Source organism: Frigoribacterium endophyticum (assembly GCF_011759585.1).
GTDB lineage: Bacteria > Actinomycetota > Actinomycetes > Actinomycetales > Microbacteriaceae > Frigoribacterium > Frigoribacterium endophyticum.
Map to the genome: position 1 here is coordinate 658,172 of NZ_JAAOYV010000001.1, position 15,550 is coordinate 673,721.

Here is a 15,550-nt window from a genome sequence, read left to right on the forward strand (position 1 = left end):
GCAGAATGGATCTCGACGCCTACGCCGCCGCCCACGGTCACGAGTGGACCGAGCTCGACCGCCTCGCCCGCCGGCAGCGCCTCACCGGGCCCGAGGTCGACGAGCTCATCCGCCTGTACCAGTCCGGCGCGGCCGAGCTGTCGGCCCTGCAGACGGCGACCGGCCCCTCGGTCGTCGCCGACCGGCTCTCGATGACCCTCTCGCGGGCTCGCCTGCGGTTCACCGGCGCGGGGCGCGACCTGGCCGCGCAGGTGCCGGGCTTCTTCCTGGTCCAGCTGCCGGCTGCGCTGTACCGCGTGCGCTGGCTCTCGATCGCCGTGCTGCTCGCGACGGTGGTCGTCGCCACGGTGTTCGCCGTGTGGGCGGCCTCGACGCCGTCCGTGCTCGCGTCGTTCGGCACGCCGGAGTTCCGGCGGCAGTTCGCGACCGAGGACTTCGTGGACTACTACTCCGAGAGCGCACCGTCGTCGTTCACCGGCCAGGTGTGGACTAACAACGCCTTCATCGCGGCCCAGTGCGTCGCCTTCGGCATCACCGGCGTGTGGGTGCCGTACGCGATCATCGGCAACGCGATCAACATCGGGGTCTCGGCCGGCATCATGGCCGACCAGGGCCGCCTCGACTACTTCTTCCTGTACATCCTCCCGCACGGCCAGCTCGAGCTCTACAGCATCTTCGTGGCCGGGGCCGCGGGCCTCATGATCGCCTGGTCGTGGATCGCCCCCGGGGCCCGGACGCGCGGCCAGGCGCTCGCGGAGGACGGCCGGGCCCTCATCACGATCGCGGTGGGCCTGATGCTCTCGCTGCTCGTCTCCGGGGTGATCGAGGGCTTCGTCACCCGTCAGCCGTGGCCCTGGGCGATCAAGATCGGAATCGGCACGGTCGCGCTCGCGGGCTTCCTCGCGTACCAGTGGGTGCTCGGCGGCCGGGCGCACCGGGCGGGGCAGACCGGCGACCTCGACGAGTTCGAGGCGGGCGCGCGGGAGCTCGTCGCCGGCTGACCAGGGGCCCGCGGCCGCGGCTGCGCCGTCGGGCCCGTCAGAGCCGCCCGGCCGCCTTCAGCGCGAGGTAGCGGTCGGCCAGGGCCGGCGGCAGGTCGGCGGGCGCGGCCGACACGACGTCGGCGCCCACCTGGCGGAGGGCCGCGGCCACGCGGGAGGCGTCGAGCACGGCCCGCTCGGCGGCCGCGGCCCGGTAGACCTCCGACCGGCCGTCGCGGCGGAGCGCCGTCTCGGCGAGGGCCGGGTCGGCCACCGAGGCCACGACCACGAGGTGCTGACGGCTGAGCTGCGGGACGGCCGCGAGGAGGCTGCGGGCCGAGCCGGGGGAGTCGACGGTGGTCGCGAGCACAACGAGGGCCCGCTGGCTCGTGACCGAGCGGACCAGGGCGGGCACCGACGACCAGTCGGTGTCGACGAGCTCGGGCTCGACCGGGGCGAGCACGTCGACGAGCGACGAGAGGAGGGCCGCGCCGGTCGCGCCCTGCACCCGGCCGCGCACGCGACGGTCGAAGACGACGACGTCGACCCGGTCGCCGGCCCTCGACGCCAGCGCCGCGAGCAGCAACGCCGACTCGAAGGCGGTGTCGAGCCGGGGCTCGTCGCCCACCCGGGCCGCGGAGGTCCGACCGCTGTCGACCACGACGACGATGCGGCGGTCGCGCTCGGGGCGCCAGGTGCGCACGACGAGCCCGTCACGGCGGGCCGTCGCGCGCCAGTCGATGCTCCGCACGTCGTCGCCGCGGACGTACTCGCGCAGGCTGTCGAACTCGGTGCCCTGCCCGCGCACCATCACGCTCGTCCTCCCGTCGAGCTCGCGGAGGCGGGCCAGCCGGGAGGGGAGGTGACGCCGCGACGAGAAGCGGGGCAGCACCCGCACGACGCCGGGCAGCTCCACGGTGGCCTGCCGGCCGGCGAGGCGCAGGGGACCGATCGAGCGGACGGTGACCGCGTCGGCTCGCCGGTCGCCCCGGCGGAAGGGGGTCAGGGTCGTCGTCAGGGTCACCGCACGCCCCGGCCGGAGAGACAACGGCCGTCGGGTCGAGGCGGCCCCCGCCGACGGCTGCCACGCGTCGCGCAGCACGCCCCGCAGGCGGCGTCGCCCGTCGTTGACGACGACGAGGCGCGACGCCGTGCTCTCGCCGAGCCGGACGGCCGCGAGCAGCTCTCGGCGCAGCCGGAGGGCCCGGGGCGACGCCGCGAGCAGCACGTCGAGGGCCACGAGCAGCGCCACGAGCACGATCCAGCCGAGCAGGACACGGTCGTCGCCCGTCGCGACGAGGGGCACCACGCCGAGGGCCAGCAGGGCCACGGTCCATCCGGTGACGGCCATGCTCAGAGGGGGACCCGGACCTGCTGCAGCACCGAGCGGAGCACCGCGTCGGCGCCCACGCCCTCGAGCTCGGCCTCGGGCCGGAGCTTCAGCCGGTGCCGGAGGACGGGCAGGGCCATCGCCTGCACGTGGTCGGGAGTGACGCGGTCGAAGCCGGTGAGCCAGGCCCAGGCGCGGGTCGCGGCCAGCAGCGCGGTCGAGCCGCGAGGGCTCACCCCGACGGCGACGGACGGGCTCTCGCGGCTGGCCCGGGCCAGGTCGACGATGTACGCCAGCACGTCGGGCGAGGCGCCCACGCGAGCGACCTCGGCCTGGGCCCTGGCGAGCTCCTCCGCCCCGAGCACGGGGGTGACCCCGGCGGCCCGGAGGTCGCGGGGCGAGAAGCCGCCCGCGTGCCGCGCGAGCACCTCGACCTCGGCCTCGCGGGGCGGCAGGTCGAGGGTGAGCTTCATGAGGAACCGGTCGAGCTGGGCCTCGGGCAGCGTGTAGGTGCCCTCGTACTCGACCGGGTTCATCGTCGCCGCGACGAGGAAGGGCGTCGGCAGCGGGCGGCTGACGCCGTCGACCGAGACCTGGCGCTCCTCCATCGCCTCGAGCAGCGCCGACTGCGTCTTGGGGGGCGTGCGGTTGATCTCGTCGGCGAGCAGCACGTTGGTGAAGACGGGCCCGGGCCGGAACTCGAACCGGCCGCTGCCGGCGTCGTGGACGAGCGAGCCGGTGATGTCGCCGGGCATCAGGTCGGGGGTGAACTGCACGCGGGCCGTGTCGAGCGAGAGCGCGTGGCTCAGCGCCCGCACGAGCAGCGTCTTCGCGACCCCCGGCACGCCCTCGAGGAGCACGTGGCCCTGGGCGAGCAGGGTCACGAGCATCCCGGTCACCGCGCCGTCCTGCGCGACGACGGCCTTGCCGACCTCGGTGCGCACGGCGGCGAAGGTCTGCTGGAGTTCTGAGGTCATGCGGTGATCCTCCCGGGGATCTCGTGGGGGCGGGGAGCAGGTCTCGGGGCGCGGCGGCCCGCGGGAGGCGCAGTGCCCGTCACCGGGGAGCCACCGCCTCCGAGACCGCGCGCTCGAGGTCGAGCAGGCTGTCGCTCAGGCGGACGAGCTCGCGGTCGTCGGCGGGGTCGGCGTCCACGAGCACGTGGCGGAGGCCCCGGGGGTCGGCGCCGGTGAGCTGACCGACGCGGGCGAGCACGTCGTCGAGCGACGCGGAGGCGGCCAGTCCGACCCGGCGGCGCAGCCGCACCACGGTGCCGATCCGGAGCTGGTCGAGCGCGTGCCGGCGCGACCCCGACCGCTCGTAGAGGCGCGCCCGGCCCTCGGTCGTCTCGGACGCCCGGACGATCACGGGCAGGCGCTCGACCACGAGGGGGCCGAGCCGGCGGCCGCGCCACACGCCGGCGACGACGGCCGTCAGGGCGAGCAGGGCGAGCACGGGGGTGACCCACCCCGGCGTCAGGCTCGCGAGGGTGCCGCTGCCCTCGGGCACGTCGTCCGGGCTCGGCAGGTACCACACGACGTGGCCGGTCTGCCCGAGCAGCGAGAGCGCGAAGGCGGCGTCGTCGTCGTCGAGCACGGCGCCGTTGGTGATCGCGGTGGTCGCGCCGAGGACGGTGACCGTCCGGTCGCCGTCGACCAGCTCGACGAGGCCGGAGCCGCCCGACACGTCGTCGGCGAGGCACGCGGTGACGTCGACGCCCGGGTCGACGTCGTCGACCGTGTAGGCGTACCCGCCGCCCTGCACGCGGTCGAGGCGCTCGACCGGCGGCAGGTCGCAGCCCAGCGCGACGGCGCGGTCGTCGACCTCGGCCGCCAGGGCGACGCCGGGCGCCAGGGCGTCGAGGGCCACCTGGTCGGGGGCGAGGAGGAGGGTCCTGTCGGCCGAGGCGGCGACGTCCCGCCACTGGTCGGTGACGAGCAGGGCGCCGGCGTCGTCGACCACCACGGTCGTGTCGGAGGCGTCGGCCCGGGCCTGCGCGGTCGTGGCGGCCAGCGAGGTGGTCACCTCCACCTCGACGCCCTGCTCCCTCAGCACCTCGACGACGGCCTTCGCCCCCGCGGGGGCCGCGTTGTCGGGGCCGAGGGCGCGCCCTCCCGTCGCGTCGCCGCCGCTCAGCAGCACGACGACCACGGCGACCGCGACGACGGCGGCGGCGAGCACGGCCCACGGGCGGGCCCGGCGGAGGGCGGCGCGGGGCGCGGGGGTCGAGCGGGAGGGCGCGGCCGGCGTCGACGTCGTCACGCGGGCACCGCCGTCCGGTCGCCCTCGAGCGCCCGGTCGAGATCGGTGATCTCGCGCCAGGCCTGCTCGGTGCCCGGACGGTCGAGGTAGCGGACCTCGTCGAACGCCCGCGCCGCCGCCCGCAGGCGGTCGGCACGGGCGGGGAAGAGTCGTGCCGCTCGGTCGCCCACCGTGCGGGCCGTGGTGCCGGGGCTCGTCGTCAGCACGTCGCGCTCGACGAGGGCCCGCGCGAGGGCCCGGAACGACTCGACCACGGCGCGGTCGAGGTCGCCGGCCGCGGCGGCCTCCCGGGCGGAGGCGCGGAGGTCGTCGGCGTCGCGCTCGTCGTCGTCGCCGAAGAGCTCGCCGGGGCGGGCGGAGCGGCGCTCCAGATGCGGCACCCCGTAGACGATCACCACGCCGACGACGACCGCGACGAGCACGACCAGGACGATCACGAGCGCGACGGCCGGTGCTCCCTCGGCGTCGCCGAACCGGACGCCCTCGATCCACGACCAGAAGGCGTCGGCGGCGCGGTCGAGCCAGGTGGGCTGGGCGGCGACGTAGTCGCGTTCGGTGAGCTCCTGCTGGAGCAGTCTCCGCGCCTCCTCGGGGTCGGGTCGGAGCGGCGCGGCGACCAGCGTGGCGGCCAGGGCCCCCGAGACGAGCGTCACCTCGGGGGAGCCGCGTCGCCCCAGGGCGAGCGCCACGGGTCGGGCAGGTCAGCCTGGCCGGCGTCGCGCAGCTCCACGTGCCGGACGAGCTCGAGGTCGAGCCCCTCGGTGCGGATGCGGCGGTCGACGTAGACCAGGGCGGTGCTCGCGGCCTGGACGACCGAGCCGATGGACGCGACCACGGCCGCCACGACGAACGTCAGCAGGTAGCCCGCGCCCGTCACGACGAGGACGGTCGGCGAGGTCAGGTCGCCGGTCGGCGCGAGGGCGCCGGCGAGGAGGCCGGCGAGGAGCGAGATCGGGGTGCTCGCGACCTGGGCGGCGACCTGGATCATCACGAGGACGAGCACGACGACGCCGAAGGTGCGCCAGAACGAGCCGCGGACGAGGCGCCAGGAGCGCGAGACCGCCGCGCCGAGGGTGAGGCGCTCGAGCATCAGGGCGCTCGGCACGAGGCTCAGCTGCACGCTGAGCCAGACCCCGACGGCGAGCGCTCCGAGCCCCGCGAGGAGGCCCGAGACGATGCCGATCGCGATGCCCGTCCCGCCGCCGACGACGAAGCCCAGCGCCACGACGCCGGCGACGACCGCCACGGCGACCAGGTACGCCAGCGTCAGCAGGGCCGACCAGCCCAGGAGGGCGCCGCGCCGGCCCGCCGTGAGCGCCCACAGGCCGCCGAGGCGCAGCCGCTGGCCGAGGAGCTGGCGGGAGGTCTCGAGCACGAAGAGGCCCTGGAGCAGCGCGCTGACGACCACGGAGAGGAGGAGCGGCACGATCGTGGAGAGGAGCGTCACCGCGACCGCGCCGGCGGCCACGGCGTCGCGGTCCTGGGGGAGGGCGGAGTCGACGCGGCTGAAGGCGGCCGCGGCCGTGCCGCCGGTGACGCCGAGGGTCACGACGAGCAGCACGACCTGGGCCAGGAGCGCGGTGCCGAAGGTGGTGCGCGGGTTGCGGCGGAAGACCTGGAACGAGCCCGTGAGGAGCTCGCCGAACGTGAACGGCCGCAGGGCGAGCAGCCCGGGGCGGGGCGGGGGCGTCCAGCCCGGAGGCGGACCCGGGGCCGGGGGCTGCTGCTGCGACCACGGCGCCGGCTGCCCGTACGGCGTCGGCTGTCCGTACGGCGTCGGCTGTCCGTACGGCGTCGGCTGTCCGTACGGCGTCGGCTGTCCGTACGGCGTCGGCGGTGCGGGGGGCTGCTGCCCGGGCTGCTGCTCCGGCGCCGGGGGCAGGCGCTCGCCCCAGCGGGGCTCGCCCTGGCCCGCGCCGGGCGTCGCCCAGCCGTCCGCGTCCGTCATGGTGCCCCCCGGTGGTCCGCCCGCGGGATCGCCCCGCGGTGCCGCCATGTTCCCACGCAGCGGGCGGCGGGTGCCAGCCGACGGGCGCCTCCTGCACTAATCTCGGGTGACGTGCCGCCTCCCGAGCGGCCAGCCGAGGACGGAGACCATGACCCCGCGCATCCTGGTGGTGGACGACGACCCCGCGCTCGCCGAGATGATCGGCATCGTGCTCCGGGCCGCCGACTTCGAGCCCCACTTCTGCAGCGACGGCAGCGCCGCCGTCGACGCGTTCCGCAACTCGGCCCCCGACCTCGTCCTGCTCGACCTCATGCTGCCGGGCATGGACGGCCTGGCCGTCTGCGCCGCCATCCGCGCCGAGAGCGGGGTCCCCGTCATCATGCTCACGGCCAAGGGCGACACGGTCGACGTCGTCGCGGGCCTCGAGGCCGGGGCGGACGACTACGTCGTCAAGCCCTTCGACCCCAAGGAGCTCGTGGCCCGGGTGCGCACCCGCCTGCGGCCCTCCAGCGAGCCCACGACCGACGTCCTGACCGTCGGCGACCTCCGCCTCGACGTCGCCGCCCACGAGGTCCGGCGCGGCGACACGGTCATCGCCCTGACGCCCCTCGAGTTCGAGCTGCTGCTGGCGCTGGCATCGAAGCCCCAGCAGGTCTTCACCCGCGAGATGCTCCTCGAGCAGGTGTGGGGCTACCACTACAAGGCCGACACGCGCCTCGTCAACGTGCACGTGCAGCGTCTGCGGGCGAAGGTCGAGCACGACCCGGACGCCCCGCGCATCGTGACGACGGTGCGCGGCGTCGGGTACCGTGCCGGCTCGTCCGCCTAGGCCCTCCGGTGCCGCGGGGGCGCCCGCGGCTCGCGGGGCCGGGGCCGTGACGGTCGAGTCCGTCGCCGACGCGCTCCGCCGCGCGTGGCTGGGGCGGCGCGGCTGGCCGTCCCGCGTCGCGGGCTTCTGGCGGTCCTCCCTCGAGTTCCGCACCGTCGCGACGACCGTCGTGATGGCTGGCCTCGGGGCGACGATCATCGGCACGACCATCTCGGTGAGCATCGGCGCGAACCTCTACGACCAGCGACGCGACCAGGTGCAGTCCGAGTCGCTGCGCGCCACGCTGCTCGCCCAGAGCATCTTCGACTCGGCCACGGCGACCGAGGACGCCGACCAGGTCGAGCTCGACTCGCTGCAGAACGAGGCGCAGAGCGCCATCCTCGCGTCGACGTCGAGCCCCGGCGGCACGAGCATCGCCATCCTGCGGACGCCGGGCCAGACGACGGCGCAGACCATCCAGGCGATCGCGAGCCCCGACTTCCCCGCCGACCAGATCACGCCGGAGCTCCGCGACCAGGTGGCGGCCGACACGGGCGCCCTCGCGCTCCAGCCCGTCTCGCTCCGCGGGCCGGGCGGCGACGCCCCCGGCCTCGCCGTGGGCTCGACGCTGCAGGTCCCGACCGCTGGCCAGTACGAGCTCTACCTCGTCTACGACCTCAGCGACGCCCAGACGACGCTGTCGCTCATGCAGCGCACGCTGGCGCTGGGCTCGCTGGCCCTCGTCGTCCTGATCGGCGTCGTCACCTACGTGGTCGTCCGGCTGGTCGTGGGGCCCGTGCGGGTCGCCGCCGAGACCAGCCAGAAGATCGCGGCCGGCCAGCTCGACCAGCGCATCCCCGAGAAGGGCCAGGACGTCGTCGCGACGCTCGGGCGGTCGTTCAACGGCATGGCCGACGCCATGCAGAAGCAGATCTCTCAGCTCGCCGAGCTCTCGCGCGTGCAGCAGCGCTTCGTCAGCGACGTCTCGCACGAGCTGCGGACGCCCCTGACGACCATCCGCCTCGCGGGCGACGTGCTCTACGACCAACGCGCCTCCTTCACGCCGACGGCGGCCCGCACGACCGAGCTGCTGCACACGCAGGTCGACCGCTTCGAGGTGCTGCTGGCCGACCTGCTCGAGATCTCGCGCTTCGACGCGGGGGCGGTCGAGCTCGACCTCGAGAGCACGCGCGTGGTGGGGCTCGTCGACGACGTCGTCGCCGAGTTCGAGCCGCTGGCGGCCGAGGTCGGCAGCACGGTGGCCATCGACGCGCGCGGCGGCTACCTCGAGGCCGAGGTCGACCCCCGCCGGCTGCGGCGCATCGTGCGCAACCTGCTCGGCAACGCGATCGAGCACGGCGAGGGGCGACCGGTCGAGGTCGAGGTCGACAGCGACGAGGAGGCGGTGGCCGTGGCCGTCCGCGACCACGGGGTCGGGATGACCCCGGCCGAGGCCGAGCGCGTGTTCGACCGGTTCTGGCGGGCCGACCCGTCACGTCGTCGCACCATCGGGGGGACGGGCCTCGGCCTCGCCATCAGCCTGGAGGACGCGACCCTGCACGGCGGCCGGATCGACCTGTGGTCGCGCCCGGGCGAGGGCAGCCGCTTCGTGGTCACCCTGCCGCGGGCGGCGGGGACGACGGCGACCACCCGGCCGCTGCGGGCCGAGCCGGACGACGCGGCGACCCCGCAGGCCACGGCCCCGGGCACCCCGGAGCCCACCTCGGGCGAACCCTGGATCGGGACGACGGAGGTGCGCGGTGGCTGAACGACGACGACGACGACGACGGGCGGGGGCGACGGCCGCGCTCGCGGCGGCGCTCCTCGTGCTGACGGGCTGTGCCTCCATCCCCGACCGGGGCCCGGTCGAGCGCGGCGACGACGTCTCGAGCGAGGTGCCGAGCGAGGTGGTCTACACGCCGAGCGGCCCGGTGGCCGACAGCTCGCAGGAGAAGATCCTCCGCGACTTCCTCGCGGCCGGCACCGGCCCGCAGGACAACTACGCGGTCGCCCGGCAGTTCCTCGCCGACGGCTTCGCCGACGACTGGGACCCTCGGGCCAGCGTCACCGTCCGCCCGGGCGACGGCGCGACCACCCGGGTCGGCGACGCCGACCTCGAGTACGCGTTCGTGACGGCCGCGACCGTCGACCAGGGCGGGCACTACGTGCCGTCGACGAGCGACGTGCCCACGACCCTCGCGTACTCGTTCGTGCGGGAGGACGGGCAGTGGCGCATCAGCGAGGCCCCCGACGGCACCGTGCTGAGCCCGGCGACCTTCCAGTCGGTGTTCCGCGCGCACGCGGTCTACTTCTACGACCCCACGTTCACGTACCTCGTGCCCGACGAGCGCTGGTTCCTCGCCCGGTCGTCGACCAGCACCCGGATCGCGAGCGCGCTCCTGGACGGGCCGTCGGCGTGGCTGCAGGGCGCCGTCGTCTCCGCCTTCCCCGACGGGACGCAGCTGTCGCTCACCGCGATCACCGTGGCCGACGGGACGGCCCGCGTCGACCTGACCTCCGACGCCCTCAGCGCCACCGACGACGCGAGGGCGCGCATGCAGGCCCAGCTGCTCGCGAGCTTCTCGACCCTCTCCACGGTCACGGCCGTCGAGCTGAGCGTCGAGTCCGCGCCGCTCGACGTGCCCGACCTGGGGCGGGCGGCGCCGCTCCGCGACCCCGGCGTCGACGCCCGCCCGCTGGTGCTCGCCCAGGGCGAGCTCGGCTTCGCCTCCCGGTCGGCCATCGCGCCCCTCGACGGGCTCTCGTCGGCGGTCGCGGCCCTGTCGCCCACCTCGGTCGAGGTGTCGGCCGACCTCACGCGCGCCGCGGTCGGGACGTCGGGCGGCAGCGCCCTCGTGACGGCCGACGGCCGCAGCCTGCTCGTCGACCCGCGCCAGGGCCTGGTGGCGCCGTCCCTCGACGGGGCCGGCTGGCTCTGGAGCGTCCCTGCCGACGACGCGCGCAGCGTCACGGCGTGGTCGCCGGACGGCACGGCCCAGGTCGTCGCCTCGACCCTGCCCGTCGGCGAGCGCGTCGTGTCGTTCCGGGTCTCCCGCGACGGCACGCGGGCCCTCGTGCTGCTCGACGACGACGGGGCCTCGCGCCTGCTCGTCGTGGCCCTGCTCCGTGACTCCCGGCAGGTGCCGACCGCCCTGGGCCCGCCCCTCGAGCTCACGGCCCCGACGGGGTCGCCCGTCGACGCGACCTGGGCCGACCAGCTGACGGTCGCGACCCTGACGACGACCGACGACGCGACGCGTGCCACCCTCAGCGAGGTCGGCGGCGCCGCCGTCACCGCGGGTCGTCCGGGCGACGACGCCTCCGCGGTCGCCGGGGGCACGGGCCGCGCCCGGCTGCAGGTGCTGTCGGGCGACGGCGCCGTGCTCGAGCCTCGGGGGAGCACCTGGCAGGGGACGGGCGTGACGGCCGACCTCCTGGCGACGCAGCGCTGACCCGCACCGCGCGCGACCGCCGTCTCCCTCCCCACCCTGCCGGGGAGCGCGTCCCTCCCCGGGCGGCCGGCGCCGGGGCGTCCGGAGCCCGGTGCGCTGCGACGGTGGCGGGGTGACGATCTCGCCCCGCCCCTCCGCCGCCGGTCTCGGCCCCGTCCTCCGCGAGGCGCTCGGCGTGCTCTCGCCGGTCCGCTGCGCGGGCTGCGACCTGCCCGACGTGGAGGTCTGCCCGGCCTGCCGGGCCCTGTTCGCGCCCAGCCCCGAGGTCGACGAGCTGCCGGGCGGGCTGGTGGTCGTCTCCGGCCTCCGGTACGAGGCCGAGGTGCGCTCGGCCGTGCTGGCCTACAAACAACGGGGGCGCCTCCGCCTGGCGACGGTCCTGGCGCCCGCGCTGGCCGCCTCGGTGGCGCTCGCCGCGCCTCCCCGGCCGGGCACCGCCCCGCCCGTGGTCGTCGCCGTGCCGTCGTCCCCGCGGGGTCGACGGCGCCGCGGCTGGGACCCGGTCGAGCTGCTGGTGCGCCGTGCCGGGCTCCGGGCCGTCCGCCGGGGGCTCGTCGCCCTGCCGGGCCGCGGGCCGCAGAAGGAGCTCGACCGCGAGGCCCGTCGGCGCTCGCGGGCGGGCAGCCTCCGGGCACGACCGACGCTGGCGGGGCTCCGGGTCGTGGTCGTCGACGACGTCGTGACCACCGGCAGCACCCTGCTGGAGGCACGGCGGGCGCTGGCCGCGGAGGGGGCCGTCGTCGTCGCCGCGGCCTGCGTCGCGTCCACCCCGCTGCTCTCACGGAGACGACCGTGAGCCCCGGGCGGCCGCCTGTGGACGGCCTGGGGATCTGTCCGGTCGGTGGCCGGGAGGTGACAGGCGGGGGTCCACCTGGCTACGGTGGGCAAAAGGCGTGAAAGGACATCCGCCTGGCTGACAGGCGGCACGTCGATAGCCAGAGGAGGTCGTCATGGAAATTTCCGTCACGGGTCGAAACGTCGGGATCACCGATCGTTTCCGCGACTACGCCACTGACAAGGCCGACAAGGTGGCGCAGCTCGCCACGAAGGCGCTCGCCCTCGAGATCAAGGTCTCGCGGCACCACGAGAAGTCGAGCGGCCAGGCCGGCGACGACCGGGTCGAGCTCACGCTGATCGGCCCCGGGCCGCTCGTGCGGGCCGAGTCGACCGGGAGCGACAAGTACGTCGCCTTCGACCTGGCGATCGCCAGGATGCTCGAGCGGGTCCGGCGCGCGAAGGACCGGCAGAAGGTCCACCGGGGCCAGCACCGACCGACGTCGCTCCGTGAGGCCTCCGGAGCGGACTTCAGCGGCATCGACGTCACCCCCGCCGCCGCCGAGACCCTGGACGCCGTGCGCACCGGCTCGATCGCGACGGTCGTCGCGGACGACGAGGCGCCCTCGGCCGAGGAGCAGGAGGACGACTACTGCCCCGTCGTCATCCGCAGCAAGGTGTTCGCGTCGACGCCGATGACCGTCGACGACGCGCTCTACTACATGGAGCTGGTGGGGCACGACTTCTACCTCTTCATCGACGCCGAGACCGAGCGCCCGAGCGTCGTCTACCGGCGCAAGGGCTGGGACTACGGCGTGATCGGGCTCGACCAGAGCGCGAGCGAGCTGCAGGAGGCCGCCACCCAGGCCCGCGCCGGCGTCGTCGCCTGACCCCGTCCGCCCCGAGGCCCGCGGCCACGGTCCGGGCGCGGGGGGAGCAGATCGCTCCTCCCCGCGTCCAGGGCCGTGGCCGCTAGGCTTGCTACCATCCGAGCTGGTCCAACCGGGCCTCCTCACGGGCTGGCGTCACCAGCCGCCCCCGGGGCACGCGGCTCCGCCGCCTGCCCGACCGAGTCTCAGATCCAGGGAGTCACCAGTGGCCAACGTCCTCGAGAGGGTCCTCCGCGTCGGCGAGGGCCGCATCCTCCGCCGCCTCAAGGCGTACGCGAACGCCGTCAACGAGCTCGAGGACGACTTCAGCACGCTGACCGACGACGAGCTGCGCGCCGAGACCACCGAGCTCCGCGAGCGCTACGGCAACGGCGAGTCGCTCGACGACCTGCTGCCCGAGGCGTTCGCCGCCGTGCGCGAGGCCTCGAAGCGGACCCTCGGCATGCGCCACTTCGACGTGCAGCTAATGGGCGGCGCCGCCCTCCACCTCGGCAACATCGCCGAGATGAAGACCGGTGAGGGCAAGACCCTCGTCGCGACCACGGCCGCGTACCTCAACGCCATCGCCTCGCGCGGCGTGCACGTCATCACGGTCAACGACTTCCTCGCGAGCTACCAGTCCGAGCTGATGGGCCGCGTCTTCCGCGCCCTCGGCATGACGACCGGCTGCATCCTCGCGGGCCAGACCCCCGCCGAGCGCCGCGAGCAGTACGCCGCCGACATCACCTACGGCACGAACAACGAGTTCGGCTTCGACTACCTGCGCGACAACATGGCGTGGCAGGCCGCCGACATGGTCCAGCGCGGCCACTTCTTCGCCATCGTCGACGAGGTCGACTCGATCCTCATCGACGAGGCGCGCACGCCCCTCATCATCTCCGGCCCCGCCTCGGGCGAGGCGAACCGCTGGTTCGCCGAGTTCGCGACGATCGCCCGCCGCCTCGTGGCCGGCACGGACTTCGAGGTCGACGAGAAGAAGCGCACCGTCGGCGTGCTGGAGCCCGGCATCGAGAAGGTCGAGGACTACCTCGGCATCGACAACCTCTACGAGTCGGCGAACACGCCGCTGATCTCCTTCCTCAACAACGCCATCAAGGCCGACGCGCTGTTCAAGCGTGACAAGGACTACGTCGTGATCAACGGTGAGGTCCTGATCGTCGACGAGCACACCGGCCGCATCCTGAGCGGGCGTCGGTACAACGAGGGCATCCACCAGGCCATCGAGGCGAAGGAGGGCGTCGAGGTCAAGGCCGAGAACCAGACCCTCGCCACCGTCACCCTGCAGAACTACTTCCGCCTCTACGGCAAGCTCTCCGGCATGACCGGCACCGCCGAGACCGAGGCCGCCGAGTTCATGAGCACCTACAAGCTCGGCGTCGTGCCCATCCCGACCAACAAGCCGATGAAGCGGATCGACCAGACCGACCTCGTCTACAAGAACGAGACGGCGAAGTTCGACCAGGTCGTGGAGGACATCGTCGAGCGCCACGAGGCGGGCCAGCCCGTCCTCGTCGGCACCACCAGCGTCGAGAAGAGCGAGTACCTGTCGCGCCTGCTGGCCAAGAAGGGCGTGCGCCACGAGGTCCTCAACGCGAAGAACCACGCTCGCGAGGCCGCCATCGTCGCGCAGGCCGGCCGCGTGGGCGCCGTGACCGTCGCCACCAACATGGCCGGTCGTGGTACCGACATCATGCTCGGCGGCAACGCCGAGTTCCTCGCCGTGGCCGAGATGAACGGCCGTGGCCTCAGCCCGGTCGACACCCCCGACGAGTACGAGGCCGCCTGGGACGACGTCTTCGCCGCCAAGAAGGCCGAGGTCGCCGAGGAGGCCGAGAAGGTCGTCGAGGCGGGCGGGCTGTACGTGCTCGGCACCGAGCGCCACGAGTCGCGACGCATCGACAACCAGCTCCGCGGGCGCAGCGGGCGTCAGGGCGACCCGGGCGAGAGCCGGTTCTACCTGTCGCTCACCGACGACCTGATGCGCCTCTTCAACTCGGGGGCGGCGGAGTCGCTGATGGGCCGCGGCAACGTGCCCGACGACCTGGCCATCGAGAACAAGATCGTGGGCCGGGCCATCCGCTCCGCCCAGTCGCAGGTCGAGTCGCGCAACGCCGAGATCCGCAAGAACGTCCTCAAGTACGACGACGTCCTCAACCGCCAGCGCGAGGCCATCTACGGCGACCGACGCCACATCCTCGAGGGCGACGACCTGGCCGACCGTGCCAGCGCCTTCCTGGGGGCCGTGGTCGACGAGGTCATCGACCAGCACACGGGAGACGGCAGCCCCGACGACTGGGACCTCGACGCGCTCTGGACGGAGCTGCGCACCCTGTACCCGATCTCGATCACCATCGACGAGGTCATCACCGAGGCCGGCTCCAAGGGCAAGGCGACCCGGCAGTTCCTCGGCCAGGAGATCCTCTCCGACGCCAAGGTCGCCTACGCCGAGCGCGAGTCGACACTGGGCGAGGGCGCGATGCGCGAGCTCGAGCGGCGCGTCGTCCTCTCCGTGATCGACCGTCGCTGGCGCGACCACCTCTACGAGATGGACTACCTGAAGGACGGCATCGGCCTCCGTGCGATGGCGCAGCGCGACCCGCTGGTCGAGTACCAGCGGGAGGGCTACGCGCTCTTCCAGAGCATGATGGGCCAGATCCGCGAGGAGTCGGTCGGGTTCCTGTTCAACCTCGAGGTCGAGGTGCAGGGCCAGGTCGGCGCCGCCGAGGCTCCCGTCATCGCGGCGAAGGGCCTCGAGCCCGAGAAGGCGCAGCCGAAGCTCGAGTACTCCGCCCCGAACATCGCGGGCGAGGTCGAGGTGCGTGACCAGAAGGGCCGGCTCGAGCAGGCCGCGACGGCCAAGGCCCAGAAGGCCCAGGACGACGCCGAGCAGGGCGACGGCCCCGACGTCGCCGCGGCGCGGACGACGAGCGGCACGAGCGCACCCGCCGGCAAGGGCGCCTTCGGGCAGCCGACCGGCGGCGCCGCGGCGGCCCCGGTCAACCGGGCCGAGCGACGAGCGGCCGGCAAGAAGTCCTGACCCGGCGGTGACGACGAGGGAGGCCGGGCATCGACCGTGAGGTCGGTGCCCGGCCTCCCTCGTCGTCCA

General features: G+C 74.6%; 12 protein-coding genes. 7 read left to right on the forward strand and 5 right to left on the reverse strand.

Going from position 1 to position 15,550, the window contains the following annotated elements:
- Nucleotides 1-5: 5 nt before the first annotated feature.
- The gene (locus FHR77_RS03090; RefSeq protein WP_167258744.1) at nucleotides 6-1,001 is read left to right on the forward strand and encodes a stage II sporulation protein M; all 996 of its coding nucleotides are present in this window, start codon (nucleotides 6-8) and stop codon (nucleotides 999-1,001) included.
- 37 nt (nucleotides 1,002-1,038) lie between these two features.
- On the opposite strand, the gene FHR77_RS03095 is transcribed toward FHR77_RS03090, so the two are convergent.
- The 5 genes from FHR77_RS03095 to FHR77_RS03115 all read right to left on the reverse strand — a co-directional run bounded on the left by FHR77_RS03095 (nucleotide 1,039) and on the right by FHR77_RS03115 (nucleotide 6,520).
- Complete coding sequence (locus tag FHR77_RS03095) at nucleotides 1,039-2,331, reverse strand: DUF58 domain-containing protein (RefSeq protein ID WP_167258746.1); 1,293 nt, start codon at nucleotides 2,329-2,331, stop codon at nucleotides 1,039-1,041.
- A gap of 2 nt (nucleotides 2,332-2,333) precedes the next feature.
- The gene (locus FHR77_RS03100) at nucleotides 2,334-3,287 is read right to left on the reverse strand and encodes an AAA family ATPase (protein ID WP_167258748.1); all 954 of its coding nucleotides are present in this window, start codon (nucleotides 3,285-3,287) and stop codon (nucleotides 2,334-2,336) included.
- Nucleotides 3,288-3,366: 79 nt separating this feature from the next.
- Entirely contained in the window at nucleotides 3,367-4,572 is a 1,206-nt protein-coding gene (locus tag FHR77_RS03105; protein ID WP_167258750.1) for a DUF4350 domain-containing protein, read from the reverse strand.
- The gene (locus FHR77_RS16545; protein WP_167258752.1) at nucleotides 4,569-5,261 is read right to left on the reverse strand and encodes a DUF4129 domain-containing protein; all 693 of its coding nucleotides are present in this window, start codon (nucleotides 5,259-5,261) and stop codon (nucleotides 4,569-4,571) included. The genes FHR77_RS03105 and FHR77_RS16545 overlap by 4 nt, the downstream gene beginning before the upstream one ends.
- Complete coding sequence (locus FHR77_RS03115) at nucleotides 5,222-6,520, reverse strand: DUF7847 domain-containing protein (RefSeq protein WP_167258754.1); 1,299 nt, start codon at nucleotides 6,518-6,520, stop codon at nucleotides 5,222-5,224. The genes FHR77_RS16545 and FHR77_RS03115 overlap by 40 nt, the downstream gene beginning before the upstream one ends.
- A gap of 148 nt (nucleotides 6,521-6,668) precedes the next feature.
- On the opposite strand from FHR77_RS03115, the gene mtrA reads away from it, so the two are divergent.
- The 6 genes from mtrA (at nucleotide 6,669) to secA (ending at nucleotide 15,481) form a co-directional block, all read left to right on the forward strand.
- Nucleotides 6,669-7,349 carry an MtrAB system response regulator MtrA gene (mtrA, locus tag FHR77_RS03120; RefSeq protein WP_167258756.1) on the forward strand — a complete coding sequence of 227 codons (681 nt, stop codon included), beginning with the start codon at nucleotides 6,669-6,671 and terminating at the stop codon, nucleotides 7,347-7,349.
- 46 nt (nucleotides 7,350-7,395) lie between these two features.
- On the forward strand, nucleotides 7,396-9,096 hold the full coding sequence (gene mtrB, locus FHR77_RS03125; RefSeq protein ID WP_167258758.1) for an MtrAB system histidine kinase MtrB: 1,701 nt from the start codon (nucleotides 7,396-7,398) through the stop codon (nucleotides 9,094-9,096).
- On the forward strand, nucleotides 9,089-10,780 hold the full coding sequence (locus FHR77_RS03130; protein ID WP_167258760.1) for an LpqB family beta-propeller domain-containing protein: 1,692 nt from the start codon (nucleotides 9,089-9,091) through the stop codon (nucleotides 10,778-10,780). Before mtrB ends, FHR77_RS03130 begins: the two co-directional genes overlap by 8 nt.
- Before the next feature lie 112 nt (nucleotides 10,781-10,892).
- Entirely contained in the window at nucleotides 10,893-11,576 is a 684-nt protein-coding gene (locus FHR77_RS16550) for a phosphoribosyltransferase family protein (protein WP_167258762.1), read from the forward strand.
- Between the two features lie 154 nt (nucleotides 11,577-11,730).
- Nucleotides 11,731-12,444 (forward strand): ribosome hibernation-promoting factor, HPF/YfiA family, encoded by a 714-nt coding sequence (gene hpf / locus FHR77_RS03140; protein WP_167258764.1) that lies wholly within the window; start codon nucleotides 11,731-11,733, stop codon nucleotides 12,442-12,444.
- A gap of 205 nt (nucleotides 12,445-12,649) precedes the next feature.
- Nucleotides 12,650-15,481: a preprotein translocase subunit SecA gene (gene secA, locus FHR77_RS03145; RefSeq protein WP_167258766.1), complete on the forward strand. Its 2,832-nt coding sequence runs from the start codon at nucleotides 12,650-12,652 to the stop codon at nucleotides 15,479-15,481.
- The last annotated feature ends 69 nt before the right edge of the window (nucleotides 15,482-15,550 follow it).